Consider the following 21,510-nt stretch of genomic DNA (forward strand, 5'->3'; position numbering starts at 1 on the left):
ATCAATAAAAATACTACCCTTGCCGTCGGAGTCATAAATCTTATCCTTGCCATCGCCGCTATTGAAATAATACTTGTCTGCGCCATCACCGCCCACCAGAATATCATTGCCCTTACCGCCCCTGAGCGTATCATTGCCGGCACCGCCAAACAGATAATCATCACCCTCTCCGCCAGAGATATCATCACTGCCCTTGCCGCCAACAATCACATCCGCCAGCTTGCCGCCCTCTATCTTGGTATTGCCATTGCCCAGCATCACCACCTGATGGGCGTTATCGCCAGCCTTGGCAACCGTACTCCAGCTTTGCCCGGTTTGCTCATCGCGAAATACAATCGCATCTTTGACGCCGAAGCCGTACTGTTTACGAATCGATTCAACTAATGATTCTTGTTGCCGATAGATATGGCGCATGGAAAAATCAATGCTGGTATGGCCATCAATTTGTTCAACTTGATCTTTTAACACCTGATTATATTCTTTTGCCTGAGCAAGGCGCATTTCCTGAATCATCCAGGTGCGCACCTTAATCCATTCTTCACCTACATCATCAATTTTGCGTACCGCCGGCGTTTTGTCCGGATTGAGTATCACCACCGGATTAAGCTGCATCAGTGCATTCAGATACAGCGATACCAGTTGTTGATTGCCTTTTTTTTCCCATGTCTGCAACTGCAATAATAATTTTTCCGGCAGCTCATCGATAAACGCCAGCTGGTGTTTAAATTCAAACTTGCCCGGCTGGCCGGCAAGCTCCTGACGATGACCATTTACCGGATCAAAGACAAATCCCCATCCTTTATCGGTAAAATTATCGTGATTAATGCTATTAATCCGCGGATTGGATGGATTAATGCTGTTGGTATTTAATACTGCAGCCATAATCCACCGTGTTACCCCCTTGCCGCCAGCTAATTCCCAGTTAAATCTGAATTGCTCTCGTGCAGCATCGGTATCTTTGTGATTAATAAAATATTGCCCAGTCGCCTGGTCAAATGGAGAAGCATAGTCCTTGTACCATAAGTTTTCCATACCTTCTTTACCAAATTCTTGCCAATAATCCTTTAGCGGGGCAAATCTGCTAGTATTATCCATCCACTTTTTCGCCAGTGCCTGATCAGCGCTGGAAATTGGCACTTTTTTATAGCAACTCCGAAGCAGCATTCCCCCAACCAGACCCAAACTCGCTGCCATTAGCTCTATCGCAGCAGAGGATTTAGGTGTACCAGTTAGTTTATCAATATAAATATACCCATTATGAGCATCTCTCATGATTTCAGATAATCCAAGGCTTTCAAACCAGCTTTTTACACAAATACCTTCGGTTTCCCACATCTGCTCCCACAATAATTCGACAACCTGTTCGCCTTTGATTTCGCGCCCACCAATGAGTTTCCCCGACGCATACTGTTCGATAAGGCGCATCGGCTCATACAGCGTCCAGTAATTAATATCAACATTATTATCTTTAAATACCTTAATATGAAATTCCCGCATTTCCTTATAGCTAATATCCTGACTAACACTACCCGAACCGGCTTTCTCCTCTAACATATCCAGATAACCCAAGGCCATGTTGTGGCGAATCTTATTGGTTTCATCGGCGGTTAAAATATGGTTATGTTCATTCGCCACCGCCTGCATAAATTCCAGCGCACCATTACCAGTAATGGTATCTGCGGATGCTACCCCATAGGCCCATTTGGCATAATGATAGCCACGTTTGGCCAGTTGCTGATACACCGCGCCAACATCGTACAAATCCCCATTTTCAATCTGTTTACGCCATGCCTGAATTTCGCTTTTGCTTACTTTTTGTGCTTCTAACATAGTGCTCTCCTTGGAAATAATCAACAGTTCTACTGCTACCAAAAACTAAGCTTTACCAATCTGTTTCCCCAGCAGCTTGCCTTCTGGGCTTACGCGCCAGCTATCCAGTATTTTGATAATATTGCCTTCCATCTCCTGCCACTGTGGCAGATAAGTACGGCTATAGCCCAGTCGTACTCTTATGTGCCATCTATCGTTATAAAACATATGGCTACAGGAATCTATATGGTGGGTAAATTCACACTTGATATAGGTTTTAATATTGCCCGCCTGATCTTTTTTAATCATTTTATCTCTAGCAAGAGTATCTGATTTCCACGGTTCGCCGGTTTCCGGATCAATACCATTATTTGCCCGATATACGGTTAGGCCATACAGCGGTTGTTCTTGCTGGATATACTCAATATTGGTTACTTCTTTTGATACTCTGAAGTCATCCTGAACCGTGAAATTAAAATTCAACGGCGCAGCAGCATCATATTCACCATAAATAATCACCCCAGCCCACGGAAAAGGTTTGCCATATGGGATTAAGGTTTCATTATCGTGGCGATAATCCTGTTGTGTTTGCCGGAATGAAGTATAGACATCGCCATCAGTAATCCGATACTGAAAACCAAATGATTCAATTGGCAAATCGTAAGATTCTGGCGGACGCTGGTATTTGGCTTTGATTTTGGGATCGGCAAAATCGCCCGGATCGCCTATATAACGTGCCCAGCCATCAATTACGCCAGCAGGGATGCTGATGGATTGAGTACCCAGCTTACCAATGGTATCGGCGCGGCCACGGCTATCGCGATTATAGAATGGTACGGGTGCTTGCTGGGCTGGCTGTTCGCTCAAATAATAGTCACAGCTGGCAAGCAGCAATACCTGCCATAGCAGCACCACGATAAGCACAATCTTTTTATATCCAGACTTCATAAGCAGCCCTGTTGCTCTATGTTATAGAGTAAAAATTAACATAATTTTTACAAAAATAAAATAAAAAGGTACTGATTTTTATATTTTTCTTGTTATATATATATTAAATACTGGTCAATATTGTAGTATTGATGCGACTGATGTCAGCTAAGGAAATATTTATATTGCTGCCAAGGCCATGTTGTGGCGAATTTTATTGGTTTCATCGGCGGTTAAAATATGATTATGTTCATTCGCCACCGCCTGCATAAATTCCAGCGCGCCATGACCAGTAATGGTATCCGCGGATGCTACCCCATAAGCCCATTTGGCATAATGATAGCCACGTTTGGCCAGTTGCTGATACACCGCGCCAACATCGGATAAATCCCCATTTTCAATCTGTTTACGCCAGGCCTGAATTTCGCTTTTGCTTACTTTTTCTGCTTCTAACATAGTGTTTTCCTTGAGATAATCAATAGGTTGTACCACTGCTAAAACTAGGCCTTACCAATCTGTTTGCCCAGCAGCTTGCCTTCTGGGCTTACGCGCCAGCTATTCAGTATATTGATAATATTGCCCTCCATCTCCTGCCACTGCGGCAGATAACTACGGTTATAACTAATCCATACTTGGATATGCCAGTCATCGTTATAAAACATATGACTACAAAAATTTTTATACTGGGTAAATTCACACTGGATATAGGTTTTAATATTGCCCGCCTGATCTTTGTTAATCATTTTATCTCTGGCAAGGGTATCTGATTTCCATGGTTCGCCGGTTTCCGGATCAATACCATTATTGGCCCGATATACGGTTAGGCCATACAGCGGTTGTGGCTGCTGGATATAATCAATATTTGTAACTTCTTTTGATACTCTGAAGTCATCCTGAACCGTGAAATTAAAATTCAATGGCGCAGTAGCATCATATTGACCATAGACACTTATGCTCGCCCACGGAAAAGGTTTGCCATATGGGATTAAGGTTTCATTATCGTGGCGATAATCCTCTTCTGTCTGCCGGAAAGAGGTATAGACATCGCCATCGGTAATGCGATACAGAAAGCCAAATGATTCAATCGGCAAATCGTAAGATTCTGGCGGACGCTGGTATTTGGCTTTGATTTTCGGATCGGCAAAATCGCCCGGATCGCCCATATAACGCGCCCAGCCATCAATTACGCCAGCAGGGATGCTGATGGATTGAGTACCTAGTTTGCCAATGGTGTCATAACGCTCACGACTATCCTGATTGCGGAATGGTTCCGGTACCTGCTGCGCTGGTTGTTTTTCCGGCTGTTCGCTCAAATAATAGTCACAGCCGGCAAGCAGCAACACCTGCCATAGCAGCACCACGATAAGCACAATTTTTTTATATTCAGACTTCATAAGCAGCCCTGTTGCTCTATGTTATAGAGTAAAAATTAACATAAATTTTACATTTGTGAAATGGCTAAATGTTATTTTATGGTTAACTTTTCTACTATTAAATAAGTATTAATAGATAAATAAGGTTTGTGAGTTAGTTATGTTGTTAGGATATGTTATATATGGGGGATAAATATTTTTGGATGGATAATTTGGGATTTAGTTTAGGTTTGATGGTATTTTGATAATTTATTAGGCATAAATTTGGTTTAGGCATGTTGTGCATTTATTGCTATGAGTTTGCAGTGTTTGGTAGTTAAGATGAGTAGCTTGGTTTTAAATACGTTTATATGGGTGTGAAATGTAGGCTGGTTTTGGTTGGTATGTAATTAAAGGAATTGAATAGATTATAGGAAATGCTGGTAAGCAGAAGATTAAGTGATGTTATGGGTATTACTGCTTGGCTGTTTTGATATTCGTGGTTTGCTTTTATTGCTTTTTACCGGGTTTATGAGTTTTGTTTGGCGGCAATCGTGTCATTTTGTTTTTATGATGTATGTTGTTACGCTACCGGTAAGGTTTTACTGGTAGCGTTTTTTAGGGGGGATGGCTGGCTTAGCGTGCGCCGAAGCCGGTGAGCATGGTTTTGAGGGTTTTGAAGAATATGAGTATGTCGAGTGAGAAGGAGAAGTGTTTGATGTAGTAAAAATCGTGTTCGATTTTTATTTGGGTTTGTTCGGTGTCGGCGGCGTAGCCTTGGGTAACCTGCGCCCAGCCGGAGATGCCGGGTTTGACGATGTGGCGATAGTCGTAGAAGGGGATTTCCTGAATAAACTGGTCGACAAAGATTTTTTGTTCAGGGCGGGGGCCGATAAGGCTCATGTCGCCTGTAAGGATGTTCCAGAACTGGGGCAGTTCGTCGATGCGAGTTTTGCGGATGATGTGGCCGATGCGGGTAACGCGGGCGTCGCCCAGTTGTGCCATCTGGGCGCCGTTTTTTTCGGAGTCGCTGCACATGCTGCGGAATTTGTAGATACAGAATTCGCGGCCGCCACGGCCGACGCGGTTTTGGCGGAACAGGATGTCGCCGGGGCTTTCGAGTTTGATGGCGATGGCGGTGATGAGCATTACCGGTAGGGTAATGGGGGCAGACAGCAGGATAAGCAGGATGTCGATAAGGCGTTTGATGAGGACGTAGGTGGGCGATGGCAGGAGGGAGCCGAGGTCGTTTTCGTACAGGTGATGGATTTTTACGCGGCCGGTCAGGAACTCTTCTACCTGACGGATGTTGTAGACGGGCATGCCGTCGAGGGTTTGGCGGGCAAGGAATTTCTGCCAGTGGTGGTCGAGCTCGGGTTCGTGCAGATCGGCTACGATGCCGTTGATGGTGGTGGCTGCGGGTAGGCTGGGGCTGGTGAGTTTTATCCAGTTGACGTTGGGCAATTGGTCGGCATTTAGGGCGCGGCCATAGGGCAGGTAGGCATAGGTGGTGATGAATCTGTTGCGGTAGTAGATATAGGCTACACACAAAAAGAGGGACAGGCAGCCGGCCATAAACAGGAACCATACGGTATAGGGCAGGTTGAAGAATTTGGCGGCCATCCACATGCCGAAAAACCAGAAGAAGGTATGTGGCAGGGCGATGACGGCGGATTTTCTACCGGGAAAGTTGCTGAAGACGGACAGGGATTTGGTGTTGAGCAGGTGGGCAATGCCGGCAAGGATGGTGCTGGTGATGAAGGCGGCACGCCCCTGCGAGAAGCCTTTGATGGGCTCCATGATGGCCAGTGGCAATAGCATAACCAGCAGGGTTCCGAAGAGGAGGCGGCTTTTGTAGGACAGTAATTTTCGCATGATGTGTGGTTTATTTGTTCAGGCGCAAATGTTGGTAGAGGTGCCCCAGCAGGCTGGTGGGCAATAGGCGGCTGCTGCCGCGCAAGGCAAAGCAGCTTAGGGCAGCTAGCAGGGGCTGGCTGCGGAGGCGACGTTTGAGCCGCAGTAGCTGCCATTCGCTGCTGAGGTAGCGCAGTCCGCGCCGGCGTGCATGCATGTTGTGGCCGGCACGGGCGTAGACGAGGGTTTCGGGTAGGTTGGCAGCGGGATAGCCGGCAGCCAGCAGACGCAGCCACAGGTTGTAGTCTTCCATCCACTGATGGTGCTGATAGCCGCCTACTGCCTGTACGGCGCTTTTGCGGTAAGCCACAGCCATGTGGTTGATGGGATTGCGCCACTGGGCATAGTGGCGGATGGCGCTGTCGGTAAGGGGTACTTGTCTGACGGCGCTGGTGTGTTCCGGGGTGGTGCTGAATTCGGCTATCTGGCCACTGAACAGGGCAATATGGGGATGTTGCTGGATGTATGCCCATTGGCGCGCAAAGCGCTCTGGTGCGCAGATGTCGTCGGTATCCATGCGCATGATCCATTCATGCCGGCAATGCTGCAAGCCGGCATTAAGGGCATTGCCAAGGCCGACGTGCTGTGGCAGGGGGATGATTTTCAGCGGCAGGCGAGTTTGGTAGTGGCTGAGTACGTGCTGTAGTTCGGTGCCGATGGTGCCATCCAGTACCATGATGATTTCTTCGGGCTGTATGCTCTGAGCACACAGGCTGTCCAGACAGGCGCTGAGCCAGCTAGGCTGTTCTTGTGCATACAGGGAAAGCAAAATGGAAAAAGGACGGGTTTTCATGGTGTTGGCAGCAGTAGATGTGTATGCCCGGGGTTTGTGAAGATTTGTTTATTATATCGCAACAATGTTGGCTGGTGCCGCTTGGCTGGCTGGCGCGGTGGGTTTGTGTGGTTAAATTAAGGCTAGTTGCTGATTTTTTTACATTTATGCGCGTTGTTGTGGTGGCTGGCTGCTGTTTTGTTCGAATGAGGCTGGGGTGGGCAGGTAGTGTTCGTAGAATGCGCTTTGTGCGGCGTTGAGCTGTGCCAGTTCGTTGCTGTTGTTGCAGGTATCGTTGAGGCAGACGAAGCGGATTTCGGGGTGTTGATGCAGGTGGTCGATGGCGCGGTTGAGTTCGGTTAGGCTGCTGATGTTGCGTACGAAGCCGTCGTTGTGTTTGTGCGGGATGAAGGCGCCGCTGGCCAGATGCCAGTAGCGGTTGAGGTAGATGGTGAGGTCGTTGCGGGCACGGAAGCGGTTGGTGGTGCAGGCGAGCATTTCGGGCTGGAAATGCTGGTAGACCTGTTGCAGGGTGCTGCGGGTATAGGGCTGGGGCTGGTGCCAGTGGGCAAACCAGAAGTAGTGGCGGTGGAGGTATTTAAGCAGGGCGTTGCTGAGTTTTTCGCGCAGGCTGTAGCTGGGGGCGAAAAGGTGTTGTGTGCTCAGGGTAGCGGGCTTATATACGCGGTTAATCAGGGCGATGTTGTTGTTGAGGGCGTCTACCCAGCTATTCTGGCCGCGCAGGCGGCGAAACAGGGCGTTGCGCTTTAGCCAGCCGTGACAGAGGAAGTCGACGGGCAGGCCATGCTGGAACAGGCGTTCGCGCGGGGTGGGGCGCAGGATAACGGTGTCGTCGTTGAGGTAAACGAAGTGTTCGCTCAGGCCTTGGAGGTTGACCAGATTCATTTCGATGGCGGATGAGTTGAATACGGGCAGGTTCTGCGGCTGGATAAACAGTTGTGTGTGGTTGATGATTTTGATTTTTGGATGGTTGGTTTGTAGCCAGTGCGGGCGTTGGTTGGCGGTAATCAGGTAGATTTTGTGATACCACGGGCAGTTTTGTTCGATGGAGCGCAGTACGTAGCGCAGGGTGCCGAAATCTTGATAGCGGTTGCTGCTGGTGGCATCGCTGCGCCCATGATGCTGGGGCAGGTAGTGGTTTTTTTCGGCCTGCCATGCTGGGTCGCTGCCGTCTACCCATGGCAGGACGAAGTCAATCGGGATGTTGTCGGTGTTGGTGTTCATTAATGTTTCCGTTTGAGCAGGGCGATGAGTTTCTGGCTGTTGCGGGCACCGAGGGTGGTACGCAGGAGGTTTAGCAGCCGGCGTTTGAGCTGGTCGATGTGTTTGCTGTCGTTGAGCCAGGTGCCATCGTAGTGATGAATGCAGATGGTGTTGGCGGTGCGGTTCAGTTCGTGGGTATAGGCATTTTTGGCCATGAAGTAGTCGCTGGGATAGACGCAGACGTAGCCGGGGATTTCCTGCTGCTGGTTGTTGAGGATAATGCCGTGTTGCTGGTAGAGCTGCTTAAATAGCTGGTTGATGGTGATGAGTTGCTGTGGGTTGAATTCGAGATTCTGGTATTGCTGCCAGATATCATGCATCAGGGTGCTGCCGGCTTCGCAGCCCATGACGCCGGCCTGTGGGTTACAGGTGAGCTGGCGAGTGTAGGGATTCATGCCCTGTTCGAAACCGGTAAAGCAGTGGTGGTGCAGGAAAGGGTCGAATGAGGCCACCATCTGCACGTCGGTGTCCAGATAGATGCCACCGTGCTGATACAGTGCCTGAATGCGGCAGACGTCGGCAACAAAGGCATATTTGCCGGCGGTGTAGGCGGCGCGGGCGTAGCGGTTGGACAGATAGTCGAAGTTGTGTTCATTCCACAGTTGGATTTGGTAGTCGGGCAGAAACTGGCGCCAGCTATTCAGATAGCGCTGGGTGGTGGCAGGCAGTGGCTGGGGGCCAAACCAGCAGTAGTGAATCAGTTTGGGTATCATTGGGCAGGCCGGCGATAGATGAGAAATAGCAGGAAGCCGAAAGGTATGGCGGCGCTCAGGCCGGTAATGCAGCTCAGTTTAATCCAGTCCAGATAGTTGTGTACGCTGATGCTGCTGACGGGCTGCCAGCCGATGCTGATGCTGATGGCGATGGTGGCAAATACCACCAGCCATAACTGATAGGGGCGTGTGCTGGACAGGGACAGGATGTGCTTGCAGGTGTAATGTACCATTTCGCTGCTGCGGTAAAGGAAGGATACTAGTGCGGCCAGCAGGATGCCGGCGCTGCCCCATAGCTGGATAAAGCACAGGGAGCAGGCGATGTTGAGGCCTGCTTCAAGCAGTGCCTGTGGTTTGGTGGCCTTGTAGCGGCCGGCAGCCATGATGATGGTCATGCTGGGGATGCGGCTGTTTTCGATGATGCCTACCAGTAAAAACAGGATGGCCAGTACTGGCTGGTGGTAGTTGGCATCGGTCATGTTATGGGTGTAGAGCTGCATAAAGGGTGCCAGCAGTAGGCCGGTGCAGGTGTAAACCCAGCCGAGAAAGCACATGAAGAGGCGGTTATAGCGGCAGAAGTTGTGCCGGGTACGCTCTGGGTTGGTGGTGAGGCTGTGGCCGAATATGGCCTGCATACCCTGCGACAGGGACTGTAAGGCCATTTTGATGGCGCCAAAAATCAGGGCATAGACGGCGTAAATGCTGGCGTCTTTCAGTGATAGGAAAAGGGTAATCAGTACCAGTGGGGAGCTGAATATCAGCAGGCCGGTGAGCTGGTGGGTGAGTGCATCCCAGGTTTGTTGTAGTTGGTAGGCGTTGTGTTTGTTGTAGTGCTGATTCAGGTTACGGTAGTGGTGTTTGATATAGTGGCGGTACAGCAGGAATTTGCTCGCCTGTATCAGGGTGGAGGCTATCTGTACGGTGAGGATGTTGTAGCCGGCACTGATCAGCCAATAGCAGGCGGTAATGTTGGCGAGGATGCTGCCGGCCTGTATGGTGGATATGATGTAGGTTTTCTGGTCGGCAGTGAGCAGGGCGCGGTAGCTGCCGAAAAAAAAGAAGTCGAGGATGTTGACCGCCCCCATTACCAGTACGATGTAGAAGGTGAGGCTGGCGCTGATTTCGTTGTGGGTAAGCCAGGCAAACAGGATGGCCAGTACCAGTAGTGCGATGGCAAACAGGCTGCCGGAAATGCGATAAAAATGATGAGTGGCTGCGAGAATGCGGTTGCGTAGCTGGTTGTCGTGGGCAGTTAGTGCTTGATAGAGTGCAACGATGGCAGCGGCGCCAATACCGGCTTCAAGCAGGGTGAGGTAGGCAATGAACTGTTTGATGGAGGCGAGCATGCCGTTGGTAGCCGAACCATAGGTTACGACGATCAGTGGCGGTAGGATAAACCCGCCCAGTGCAGTTATCAGTTGCAGCAACAGATTGGCGGATATGTTTTTCAGGATAACTGCACGGGTGCTCATGAAGCCTCAAGAGGGTTTGCTGACTGGCAGGCTTAATGACAGTTACCGCTGCGCTGCATGCGGCCATAACGGCCGGTAATGGCGTTGATATCATGCATGGCAGAGTTATCTACACCGCTAAATACAACGCGCATTTTGGCAATGCTGATGGCGGTGTGGTCAGGCTGGCTGTCACTTTCACTATCGTTACTGCTGCCACCTAAAGTAGTGATGAAGGCATCGCTGAATCCCTGCATTTTAGCGCGTGCCATTAGGCTTTCTGCATCTTCACGCCGGTTGAATACACCGAGGCTGACTTTACCTTGATTGATGCCGTAGTCAAAGCCTTGCTCTTGCAGACGGGCACGGGTGTCGCTATCGCCACTTGAGGAGAGTGCTACCATGTAACGGGTGGGTGTGGACGCACGATGTGGTTTGGCTGGGTTGCTGGCCTGTTCAATGAAGCGACTGGTGGTAAATGGCCAGTGGTTAAGCAAACCTTTGATGCGGTGAAAATCATCTTCTGGCAGGGTAACTGTGGCGGTACAGGTATTGGTTGTGGATGGAGGTGTTGGTGTAGCCGATTTGTCGGCGTTGGCAGGATTGTCAGTTTTTGGTTTGTTGACAGCGGCGATATCGGTTTTGCTGGTGGGTTTGGCGGCGGGCACGCTGCTACTAGTGGCTGTTTCAGCTACTTCAGCAGTATGGCGCACGCTAATGTCCGGGGTGGCGGGTGCGGCAACTTCAACCACTTCAGCAGCAGGGCTGGCGGCGCTGGCCGCAGCGGGTGAGGCAGACACGCCATGCACTAGTTTACCAGCTATCATGCTGCCGAAAACAATAATATTTAATGCTACCAAGATTGCAAACAGCCATTTCATGCGTATTCAACCCAATTGAGTAAACCGTAAATCACTAAATTATCCACAATTTCAATGCGGTTGTCTAAGACAAATGTATTGGGTAGTGCCTGAGCTACTTTATTGGCACCACCGCCGGTAATAATGATGTCGACAGGCTTGCCGGCGCCGATTTTTTGTTGTAAGCGTGCATGCATCAGGATGATGGCACCACAGACTGCATCCATGATGCCGCTGGCCATGGCATTCGGGGTGGTGGTGGCAAAGGCATAGGGTTTGCCCAGCGGGCGGTTGAGGTTGGCTGTGCGTTTGGATAGTGCTTCTTTCATTAAATGGAATCCTGGCAGGATGCTGCCACCCAGATAATGATTGTTATCGGTAAGTGCATCTACTGTGACGGCTGTACCACAGCTAACTACGACGCAAGCCTGACGGCTGTAGCGTCGGCTGCCAATGACGTTAAACCAGCGGTCGGCACCATGTTCGGCAGGCTTGCGGTAATGATTGTAGATGCCAAGCGCTTCTGGCATGGAAGGCAGCCACATTACCGGGCTAGGCAGAATGCTGGTGATTTGCTGCTGGCGTGTTTGGCCACAAACTGCGCAGCCGATAATGCGCTGTACGCCGGTACCATGTTTTGCCCAGTCCTGAACTAATGGTTGTAGGTCGTAATAAGCTGCTTTGCCATAGCTGAGAATACAGCCGTTTTCTACCCAGGCCCATTTGAGTTTGCTGTTGCCGGCGTCCAGCAGCAGGTAACGTTTTCTGCTGGCTTCTTCAGACTGGCCTTGTGCCGCACCGGGGCGCAGGCTGATTTCGCCGGTGACAAAGCTGCGCTCACCGCTGGCGGTTTGCAGCAGCAGGGCACCGGATGCGGCAATACCGCTGACTGTGCCTTCGGCAATGCTGCTGCCATTGGCTAACAGGTGTACCAGTTGTCCCTGATCACGGTGCAGCTGGTTGTAATCGGCCAGAAAGGGGCTGAGTCCATCCTGATTGAAACGGGGCAGGTATTGTGTCAGCCGGGACAGAATGCCCTGAAAAATCTGTGTTACCTGTGCCTGTGGCAGCAGTGACAGGATAGCGGTGGCTGTGCCCACTTGATCGGGAATGCTGAAATTTAAGCCGATACCGATGATGGCGGTGGTTTGTTTCTGTTGTGGTACGGTTTCAATCAGAATGCCGCCGAGTTTGCTGTTATCCAGCATCAGGTCATTCGGCCATTTGATTTGTGCTGTTAGGCCGAGTTCGCGCAGGGTTTGGGCTACGGCCAGTGCCACGACCAGTGCCAAACCACCCAGTTGAGCCTGTGAGCGCTGGAATGACCAGCTTAGGCTAAACATCAGGCATTCGCCAATGCGATTTTGCCACGATTTGCCTTGACGGCCACGGCCGGCAGTCTGTTCATAGGCCAGACAGATTTGTGGCGGGGTGTCAGTAGGTGCGTGGCGCACTTGTTCCAGCAGGATGGTGTTGGTGGAGGTGGTTTGTACTAGGAGGCGGGGGGTAAAGCCATACTGGCGGGCACAGTTGTTGAAGATGTGTTCTGGTATCAGTGCTAAGGTTTTGGTGAGCTGCCAGACGTCATTGTGCTGGCGCAATAGATGCTGGATGTGGGCAGGCATATCCTGCCAGGCTGCATTGAGCTGGGGAATTTTTCTATTTAGGGTATTTGCCAGTGTCTGGACATTATGTGCCAGACCATCGGCAAGTAGAGCCAGTAAAGGCCAAAACGGTGTGTTCATAAAATGGCATCACCATAGTTATTATCGATAACAATGGGTTAGTTCAGTATTACTGCTTCTGCTATATGACCGGATACGGGTAGGCTGTGTCAACGGTTGTGCGATCACAACCGTTGTGAATGTTATCGCATGGTTGGGGAATTGTCTCTGTTTGTTCGGGCTTACTCAACCACAATTTTTGGGAAACGCTGGCTATAGTCTTTGCCCTGATCTGCCAGTGCCTGCACCAGCTTCCATGCTGCCTGTTCATACAGGCTGGCGATTTGGGGCTGCTGTTGTGCCAGTATGCAGGCGCTACCGTTATCCATGGCTTCACGTACGGCCAATGTTAACGGTAGCTGTCCTAGCAGGGGCACGTCGAGTCTGGCCGCCAGTTCTTTACCGCCATTTTGCCCGAAAATGGATTCGGCATGGCCGCATTGAGAACAAATATGCATGGACATGTTTTCGAGCACGCCGAAAATGGGAATATTGACTTTCTGGAACATATTCACGGCTTTGCGGGCATCAATCAGAGCCACATCTTGCGGTGTGGTGACGACTACTGCACCAGTAACCGGAATTTTCTGTGCCAGTGTGAGCTGGATATCGCCGGTACCGGGGGGTAAGTCGATAATCAGGTAATCCACATCGTCCCACTGGCTTTGAAACAGCAGTTGCTGTAAAGCCTGACTTACCATCGGTCCGCGCCAGATAACTGCCTGATCGGTATCAACCAGAAAGCCTACCGACATCACTTGAATTTCACCGGCAGCCATCACTGGAATCATTTTGCCCTCATGCTGGCGTGGTTCCTGTCCGGCTACGCCAAGCATGGTGGGCTGGCTGGGGCCGTAAATATCGGCATCAAGTACGCCTACGCGTGCACCCATACGGCTTAAAGCGACGGCCAGATTGGCGCTGGTGGTGGATTTGCCTACGCCGCCTTTGCCTGAGGCTACGGCGATGATGTTTTTAACGCCGGCAATGGTTTGTACGCCGGGCTGTACTTTGTGTTTGCCTATGGCTAGCTGCACCTGTACAAATAAGGGGGTATCGCCAAATTCGGCAGTGATGGCCTGATCGATACGCTGTTGCAGTTCATTAATGAGGTGTGCAACGGGATAGGGAAAGGTGAGGTCAAGATGAATGCCATCGCTGGCGACGGTAACGTTACTCACGGCTTTTTCACTACCCAGAGTACGGCTACTGGCTGGAATGGTGATGCTGTTGAGTATGGTGGTAATGGATTGTGTGTTCATATAAGTTTAATCCGCAGCTGTATTTCTGGCACATATTTTAGCCTATATTGGCTTGTGGCCAGCGTTTGCTTGAGGCAATGCCGGATAATCAGTATGGTGGCTGGTTACCGGCAGGCTGGATGAAATTGTCAGAATCATCTATGTTTTTGTGCTGCCGGTGCCGAATCCAGAGTAAATGCAGGCACAGGCAGGCCGGATACAGTAATAGTATCGAAACGATGAGATAACGCAGATTGTGCCATTCGACTACCATCTGGCCATGAGCCAGTGCCCATAATGCCCATAACCATTGCCACCAGGCGGGCAGGCTGAAAGCCAGCACAATCAGCAGGGCGGAGATTCTCACTGGTGTCATCGGCCAGGCCTGATGCTGCTGCATGGCACGATTCAGTTGTAGCAGGATGGAGAAAGCAAAGCTAAGGGTAAGCACCATGCCACCATTAGCGATTACCTGTAACCAGCTGAAGGCAATGTCTGGTGATACTGGTAAACCGTTTTGCGACGCTGGCGTTTGTTCTAGTGAGATGCTGGCAACAATATTCAGGATGAAACTGTAAATCAGATCCAGCCATAATAGTAATAGCGGCCAGGTACGTTTCAATCGTTGAAACATTGTTGTGTAACCATGTGAACCGATAATAATACGACAGTGTAACCATTGGTGCTGGCTGCTGTAAATGGCTGTCAGGTGGATGATTATGGTAAAAAACGGCCGATATTGTGGCTGCGCTGTTGTGCTTGCGGTCTGCAACTGGGACATATGCATGTATGCATGCTGGAATAATTTATTGTATTTGTTATTATAAACTGCCAAAGTTGCTGTATAAAAAATAATTAATGATTGCAAAGTCGGGCAAATACAGGGTTGGTGCGCTGATGAGGTTTTGATGGCTGGCTGTACTGAGCTTTTGTGCCATTATTTTCTGGCTGTATTTATGTTTTGGGTATTGATGGTTTGTCAGTTATTTGGCGGTTGCTGCTGGCAGAATATTTGGACTGCTATTTGTGTTGAATATATTTGTTTTATGTTCGGGCTGGAAAACCAGTTTGTTGTTATTTGATTTTATATGCTTTTGGGGTGTGGGGCGGTCTGATGATTTTTAATCTTTGGATATAAATTGATGCTGGTGTATATTTTATATTGTTGAAAATTGGTGTTTTTTTTATTTATGCTGAAGCGCTTGTTAAGTTGAATGTGTATGCTTTGGGGGTGAAAAATAATTGTATTTAGATACGGCGAATTTAATTTAGTTGAAAAATTGTAAGGATGCTAAACGGCAATTTTTGTATTTTTGGGTTAGAATAAACACTCAAATTTAGCTGATTTTTAGTTTTTTTGAATATTTTTATTTGTTTTCAGACCTTTAATTAAGGTCTTTTTTGTTTTCTGCTTTTGAGAAAAAACACAATGACAAGACGTTTGCCAGCTGTGATGAAAATAAGCACTGTATTTATCAGTGCTGCAATGATTATTTCTCCTGTATATGCTTCTGGATATCATTTGGGTTTACAGTCTGTAACCGCGGTAGCAACCGGTAATGCTGCGGCTGCTGAGGCTGCGGATGCAGCAACTATTGTGAATAACCCGGCCGGACTGGTGAATCTGGATGGTACACAGATCGATACTAATTTATTTGTAATTAAGCCCGATATTAAATATCGTCATGCCCGCGGGACGTTTGCGGATGGCTCTGCTGTGCAGGGGCCTGAGCAGGACAATATTGCTAATACGGCACAATTGGTACCGCAACTGTATTTTTCCCATCGCCTGAATGATAAATGGGGTATGGGGCTAGGGGTATATATTCCGTATGCAGCCAGAACTAATGACAGTTCTGATTCGGTGCTGCGCTATAACGTGAATAAAACTAATGTGAAAGCGCTGGATATTAATCCGGCTATCGCTTATAAAATCAATGACCGACACTCGATTGGTGTCGGGCTGATTGCGCAGTACCTGCATGCGGAAGTACAGAAATATGCTGATTTTACGCCGGTGGGCAGTGCACAGTCTGGCATTGCGCAGGCTGTATTACATCAGAAAGCACCGGGCGCATTTGATGCGCGTGCCACGGTGAAAGGCAATGACTGGGGCTATGGCTTTAATGCTGGCTGGCTGTGGGATATTAATGATGATGTGCGAGTAGGTGTTAGCTATCGTTCCAAGATTAAGCAGCATCTGCACGGTACCGCACGCTGGAAGCCAATGGGCAGCTATGCGAAAAACTATGCACCGCTGTTTGAGCAGTTTGGCTTTAAGGCTCTGGAAAGTGCGCAGGTACAGATTACTACGCCGGAGGTGGTGTCGCTACATGGTATGTGGAAAGTGAATCCGCAGTGGAATGTGTTTGGTAATGTGAGCTGGACACGTTCTTCGCGTCTGCATCAGCTAGATATTAATTTTGAGCATGATAAGGCGGTTGATCCAGTGCATGGAGCTACTTCGAATACCACGCATATTGCCACTAATTGGCGTGATACCTATTCGGTGGGAGTAGGGGCTTCTTATCAGCAGAATCCGCGTCTACAGTGGCGCTTTGGGGTAAATTATGACCAATCGCCGGTGCGCAGCTCGGCTACGCGGCTGTCTACCATTCCGGATGGGAATCGCTGGCTGTTTGGTGCCGGTGCCAAATATGATGTGAATAAAAACGATACAGTGGCTGTGTCATATGCATATCTGCATATTCAGCAGACGCATATGAACCAGCAGGATCAGGGAGTGCATGTTTCCAGCAATGTACGAGGTGAGGCGGATTACCGTTCACATGGACATATTGCTGGTGTTTCGTATACGCACCGTTTCTAAGCTTTATCCGGACGGGCTGTTTATGCTGAATATGGATAATTATGTTTAGTATTCAGCCTGTTCTGGTTATTTTTTGTCATAATTTGTTTTTAAATATCTAAGCCATTGAGATTAATAAATTTTAACTACAATATTGACATAAATTACAGGGGATTTTCTTTGCGCGTATCATAATCTGTCGTATGATGGTTTTGCTGTTCCATTTGGATAAAGCATTGTTAAACATGGAGATGTATTATGAATCATCAAGAAGGTTTACAAGATCCAAGAACCAAGTACTATCATCAGGATTTTTCTAAACAGTATCAGCCTGCACCGGGTCTGCAAAGCAGGATGGATCCGGTACCGGATTGTGGCGAAAAAAGCTATGAAGGTCATGGCCGTTTGTGCGGACGTAAGATTCTGGTCACCGGTGCCGATTCGGGTATTGGCCGCGCCGCAGCAATTGCCTACGCCCGTGAAGGCGCGGATTTGGCGATTAATTATTTGCCGGCTGAAGAGGAAGACGCTAAACAAGTCGCAGCACTGGTGCAGGAAGCTGGCCGTAAAGTGGTGTGTATTCCCGGTGATTTGAGTGATGAGCATTTCTGCAAACAGCTAGTGGAAAAAGCGCATATGGAGCTGGGCGGGCTGGATGGTTTGACTTTGGTTGCCGGCAAACAGACCGCAGTAGAGCGCTTCTGTGATATCAGTACGGAACAGTTGAAAAAAACATTTGAGATTAATGTATTTTCCTTGTTCTGGGTAATTCAGGCTGCTATGCCTCATTTACCTGCTGGGGCGACCATTGTTACCACCAGTTCTGTACAAGCCTTTGAGCCCAGTCCTAATCTGGTGGATTATGCAGCAACTAAAGCTGCGATTGTGGCCTTTACTCAGGCATTGGCCAAACAGGTGGCTGCAAAAGGTATCCGAGTAAATTCTGTGGCCCCGGGTCCAGTCTGGACAGCGCTGGAAATTACCGGTGGCCAGCCTACTGAAGCTATTCCGAAATTTGGTCAGAGTGAATCTGTACTTGGCCGTGCCGGTCAGCCTGCTGAACTTGCACCTACTTATGTTTTCTTGATGTCTGATGAAGCCAGCTATGTGACTGCTCAGATATACGGAGTTACAGGCGGTATCGTGCTGTAAGGCAATAATCCATCTGTAATCCAGATCAATCCGCACTGGAACTTTCTTTCCGTACTGGCTGTGCGCCAGCCGGAGAAATGAGTTCCAGTACGGATTTTTTTATTGATTTCTAATATGACTAGTGTAAGTGGTTATTTTTATATATGAATTAATTTAATATGTAAGCGTATATCTAATTTACGTGATTTATTGGCTTGTTTGTGTTTAATGTTGTTAATTTACTACATATGTTATTGTGATTAAAAATAATTTTCTCAGCAAGTTTATTTATTTGTAATGTATTTTATACAGACTTGTCATAAAGTACGGGCTGATTAATGATGCCGGAGAGTATGAAGTTTAGCTTAAAATTAAAAATGCCAATGGGTTTATTTATCTGTATGGGATTAAAATTGCTATGATGGATTGATTCGAATAATCAGCTTCCTATTTGAATTTGATACTTGTGCTATATCAAAGTTTGTACAAGAAATGATGTATACGCTAGATAATATTAATTTTTATTGTTAATTTTCAAGATGACTGTTACATGAATAGGAGAGACGGATGGCGGTACAAAATTCAGTACGAGCAATGACACCATTAAAGATTCTTTCTACAGGTGCTGCTGTACCGGTACGATGTGTAACGTCTGCTGAGATGGACAAGCGTTTTAACAAGCCTGATGGTTATGTACAGCGACGTTCCGGTATCGAGCACCGCTTTCATATTACTGATGATGTCGGTCAGGCACAGTTAGCTGCCGAGGCATTGAATGATGCGCTGCAACGCCAGCAGATTGCGCCGGAATCTATTGATTTGCTGATTTCTGCTTCCGCAATTGGTATTCAGGTATTACCGTATACAGCCGCGCATATTCTGAAAGTCAGCAATTTACCGCAGAATATTGCCAGTTTCGATATCAATAATACTTGTGTTAGTTTTATGACTGCGCTGGAAACGGCGGCCTGTCTGCTTAATCAGGGTGTATACAGGCGCATTGCTATTGTTTCTGCCGATCTGCCTTCGCGCGGTCTTAACTGGGATGATGAGGAGTCTGCACTGATTTTTGGTGATGGTGCAGCTTGTGCAATTGTAGAAAAAGGCGATGGCAGCAGTGGTATTCTGTCGTTTTTGCTGGAAACCTATCCTGAGGGGCTGGAGTTGTGTGAGGTGCGTTGTGGTGGCACACGCCGCAATCTGCGAGTAGGGATGGACGATAGTGATTTTCTGTTTGATATGAAAGGCAAGCAATTATTCAGGCTAGCCACCACGCTGATTGAGAGCTTTGCCGAGCGTCTGTTGCAGCAAGCCGGTTTGACTATGCCACAAGTAGATTGTGTGCTGATGCATCAGGCCAGCCATCTGGCGATTAAACACATTTGCAAACAGCTACGTATCAAACCGGATCAGTATGTGGATATTTACCGTTATCGCGGTAATCAGGTGGCGGCCTCTATTCCTTCGGTAATGCATGAAGCATGGACGACAGGAAGGGTGCATGAAGGCAAACCGTTGATGTTGTTTGGTACTGCTGCCGGCCTGACGCTTGGGGGCATGGTGCTGTTGCCATGAAAATACTGGTCACTGGTGCCACCAGTGGGCTAGGGCGCAACGCAGCGGAATATCTATTGCAGCAGGGACATCAAGTGCATGCCACCGGTCGCAATCAGGCGGCTGCGCAATGGCTGCACCAGTATCAGGCGTCATTTACTGCGCTTGATCTGGAGCAGGCCAGTGTCGAACAGTGCGTACAGTTAATGCACGGCTGTGACGCCGTCTGGCATTGTGCTGCCAAGTCCTCTGCCTGGGGGAGCTGGGCAGAATTCTATCAGGCCAACGTACTGGCCACACGCAAGTTGGCACAGGCTGCCGGAACAGCAGCAGTGGCGCGCTTTGTGCATATTTCCACTCCATCGGTGTATTTTGATTACCGACCGCTTTATCAGCTTACCGAAGAACAGCGTGCCAAGCGCTTTGCGAATTTCTATGCCGCCACTAAATATGCTGCCGAGCAGGAAATATTAGGATTGTTACCCCGTTTTCCGGCGACAAGCTATATCATTCTGCGTCCGCGTGCCCTGTTTGGCCCGCATGACCGGGTGATTATGCCGTGGTTTCTGACCCAGTTGCAGGCCGGACGGCAGCAATTACGTCTGCCCGGGGGGGGCAAAGTGCTGTTAGACCTGACCTTTGCGCTGAATGTGGTGCAAGCGATGATGCTGGCTACCACTACGGACGGGCTGGCTTCGGGGCGAGTTTACAATATCACTAATCAGCAGCCACGGCAGCTGGTAGATATATTACACCAGTTGCTGACGGAGCAGTTGGGCTGGCATTATCAGATACGTTCTGTGCCCTATCCGCTTGCTTCTGGTGTGGCCACGCTATTGGAAAAGGTGGCGAAACTGACAGGCCAAGAACCCTTATGGACGCGTTATGGAATTGGTGCGCTGTATTACGATATGACGCTGGATAACAGCCGTGCCATCAGTGAGCTGGGTTATCGACCACAGTACAACCTAACGCAGGCAATTGAGATAACGGCGCAGTGGCTGCGCCAGCAGGGCATGGCGGCCAAATATGGCTGAAATTCTGAGTCTTGATAGCGGGTACTGTACCCATTTGGGTTGCGTTGTTCTGCGTGGCGCGCCTGTACGCAAATGTAAATTCCCGTCCCGCGCCTATCTGTTGAGCGCACACGGGCGTCATTGGTTGTGGGATACTGGCTATGCCAGCTATTTTGATGACTATACCAGACAGGGCATATATTACCTCTACCGCTGCGTAACGCCCACTTATTTCAGCCCGCAGCAGGCGATACTGGCGCAGTTGCAGCAGCGGGGTTTGGAGGCGGCAGATATAACGGCGGTACTGATATCACATTTTCATGCCGACCATATTGCCGGTTTACGCGATTTCAGCAATTGTTGCATGATTTGTTCGGGTGAAGGCTGGCAGCAGTTGCGCCAGTTGCGCGGAATGGCGGCGTTAAGGCAGGCTTTTGTGCCCGGGCTGATACCAGATGGTTTTGAAAGCCTAGTTCAGTTTGTGGAAACATTTCCGGTGCAGGCACTACCCGCCCAACTGGCGCCATTTCAGTATGGCTATGCCTTGCCGGAGAGTGAGGGGGAAATTGTGATTGTGCCGCTGCCCGGTCATGCCGCCGGCCAGCTTGGTGCTTTTGTGGCCACAGATAATGGCTGGGTGCTGCTGGCCAGTGATGCAGCTTGGTCGCACCTGAATTATCAGCAGATGCGGCTACCGCTGAAACTGGCTAATCTGATTATGGATAATCCGCGTGCCTATGTGACTACCCTGCAAGCGTTACAACAACTACATCAAGGTGGTGCGGCCACCATTCACTTGAGTCATGAAGCGGAAGTATGAGTGCATTAATGACTTTGTGGTATTACTGGCGCCCCCGCGTATTTTGCCAGCCAGCAGCATACGAATACGCGAGTAAATCTGCTCTCCTAAGCTGGATAAGCTGAAGCATATTGTTGCAGAATATATTTTATTG

The 21,510-nt window shown here is 49.0% G+C and carries 18 protein-coding genes; 5 read left to right on the forward strand and 13 right to left on the reverse strand.

Features of this window, described 5'->3' with window-relative positions; all coding sequences use genetic code 11:
• From MJ764_RS11475 to MJ764_RS06945, 13 genes are all read right to left on the reverse strand, one after another.
• Window positions 1-1,830 (reverse strand): calcium-binding protein (locus tag MJ764_RS11475; RefSeq protein ID WP_275415280.1); only part of this gene is annotated, 1,830 nt, incomplete at its 3' end.
• A 45-nt stretch (window positions 1,831-1,875) separates the two neighbouring features.
• Entirely contained in the window at window positions 1,876-2,757 is an 882-nt protein-coding gene (locus MJ764_RS06890) for a hypothetical protein (RefSeq protein ID WP_239325835.1), read from the reverse strand.
• A 159-nt stretch (window positions 2,758-2,916) separates the two neighbouring features.
• The gene (locus MJ764_RS06895; protein WP_239325837.1) at window positions 2,917-3,192 is read right to left on the reverse strand and encodes a hypothetical protein; all 276 of its coding nucleotides are present in this window, start codon (window positions 3,190-3,192) and stop codon (window positions 2,917-2,919) included.
• A 44-nt stretch (window positions 3,193-3,236) separates the two neighbouring features.
• Entirely contained in the window at window positions 3,237-4,130 is an 894-nt protein-coding gene (locus MJ764_RS06900; protein ID WP_239325838.1) for a hypothetical protein, read from the reverse strand.
• Between the two features lie 594 nt (window positions 4,131-4,724).
• A complete protein-coding gene (locus MJ764_RS06905; protein ID WP_239325844.1) occupies window positions 4,725-5,963 on the reverse strand; it encodes an exopolysaccharide biosynthesis polyprenyl glycosylphosphotransferase in 1,239 nt (412 codons plus the stop codon).
• A gap of 10 nt (window positions 5,964-5,973) precedes the next feature.
• Window positions 5,974-6,795, reverse strand: coding sequence for a glycosyltransferase (locus tag MJ764_RS06910; RefSeq protein ID WP_239325845.1), 822 nt, complete (start codon window positions 6,793-6,795; stop codon window positions 5,974-5,976).
• 144 nt (window positions 6,796-6,939) lie between these two features.
• Complete coding sequence (locus MJ764_RS06915) at window positions 6,940-8,019, reverse strand: stealth family protein (protein ID WP_239325847.1); 1,080 nt, start codon at window positions 8,017-8,019, stop codon at window positions 6,940-6,942.
• Window positions 8,019-8,771 carry a glycosyltransferase family 32 protein gene (locus tag MJ764_RS06920; RefSeq protein ID WP_239325848.1) on the reverse strand — a complete coding sequence of 251 codons (753 nt, stop codon included), beginning with the start codon at window positions 8,769-8,771 and terminating at the stop codon, window positions 8,019-8,021. Before MJ764_RS06920 ends, MJ764_RS06915 begins: the two co-directional genes overlap by 1 nt.
• Window positions 8,768-10,243, reverse strand: a complete 1,476-nt coding sequence (locus MJ764_RS06925) for a lipopolysaccharide biosynthesis protein (RefSeq protein ID WP_239325850.1) — start codon at window positions 10,241-10,243, stop codon at window positions 8,768-8,770. Before MJ764_RS06925 ends, MJ764_RS06920 begins: the two co-directional genes overlap by 4 nt.
• A 32-nt stretch (window positions 10,244-10,275) precedes the next feature.
• Complete coding sequence (locus tag MJ764_RS06930; RefSeq protein ID WP_239325851.1) at window positions 10,276-11,103, reverse strand: SPOR domain-containing protein; 828 nt, start codon at window positions 11,101-11,103, stop codon at window positions 10,276-10,278.
• Window positions 11,100-12,827 (reverse strand): biotin--[acetyl-CoA-carboxylase] ligase, encoded by a 1,728-nt coding sequence (locus tag MJ764_RS06935; RefSeq protein ID WP_239325853.1) that lies wholly within the window; start codon window positions 12,825-12,827, stop codon window positions 11,100-11,102. The genes MJ764_RS06930 and MJ764_RS06935 overlap by 4 nt, the downstream gene beginning before the upstream one ends.
• Before the next feature lie 161 nt (window positions 12,828-12,988).
• The gene (gene apbC / locus MJ764_RS06940) at window positions 12,989-14,068 is read right to left on the reverse strand and encodes an iron-sulfur cluster carrier protein ApbC (RefSeq protein WP_239325855.1); all 1,080 of its coding nucleotides are present in this window, start codon (window positions 14,066-14,068) and stop codon (window positions 12,989-12,991) included.
• An 88-nt stretch (window positions 14,069-14,156) separates the two neighbouring features.
• Window positions 14,157-14,834, reverse strand: a complete 678-nt coding sequence (locus MJ764_RS06945) for a hypothetical protein (protein ID WP_239325857.1) — start codon at window positions 14,832-14,834, stop codon at window positions 14,157-14,159.
• Window positions 14,835-15,500: 666 nt separating this feature from the next.
• Here MJ764_RS06945 and MJ764_RS06950 point away from each other — a divergent pair.
• The 5 genes from MJ764_RS06950 to MJ764_RS06970 all read left to right on the forward strand — a co-directional run bounded on the left by MJ764_RS06950 (window position 15,501) and on the right by MJ764_RS06970 (window position 21,377).
• Window positions 15,501-16,877 carry an OmpP1/FadL family transporter gene (locus MJ764_RS06950; protein WP_239325859.1) on the forward strand — a complete coding sequence of 459 codons (1,377 nt, stop codon included), beginning with the start codon at window positions 15,501-15,503 and terminating at the stop codon, window positions 16,875-16,877.
• Window positions 16,878-17,114: 237 nt separating this feature from the next.
• Window positions 17,115-18,008, forward strand: coding sequence for an SDR family oxidoreductase (locus tag MJ764_RS06955; protein ID WP_239325860.1), 894 nt, complete (start codon window positions 17,115-17,117; stop codon window positions 18,006-18,008).
• A 546-nt stretch (window positions 18,009-18,554) separates the two neighbouring features.
• Window positions 18,555-19,562 carry a 3-oxoacyl-[acyl-carrier-protein] synthase III C-terminal domain-containing protein gene (locus MJ764_RS06960; protein ID WP_239325862.1) on the forward strand — a complete coding sequence of 336 codons (1,008 nt, stop codon included), beginning with the start codon at window positions 18,555-18,557 and terminating at the stop codon, window positions 19,560-19,562.
• Window positions 19,559-20,578: an NAD-dependent epimerase/dehydratase family protein gene (locus MJ764_RS06965; protein ID WP_239325864.1), complete on the forward strand. Its 1,020-nt coding sequence runs from the start codon at window positions 19,559-19,561 to the stop codon at window positions 20,576-20,578. Before MJ764_RS06960 ends, MJ764_RS06965 begins: the two co-directional genes overlap by 4 nt.
• Window positions 20,571-21,377, forward strand: coding sequence for an MBL fold metallo-hydrolase (locus tag MJ764_RS06970; protein WP_239325866.1), 807 nt, complete (start codon window positions 20,571-20,573; stop codon window positions 21,375-21,377). Before MJ764_RS06965 ends, MJ764_RS06970 begins: the two co-directional genes overlap by 8 nt.
• Window positions 21,378-21,510: the final 133 nt, after the last annotated feature.

The sequence above is a fragment of the Snodgrassella gandavensis genome, assembly GCF_914768025.1.
In the GTDB taxonomy this organism is placed as follows: Bacteria; Pseudomonadota; Gammaproteobacteria; order Burkholderiales; family Neisseriaceae; genus Snodgrassella; species Snodgrassella gandavensis.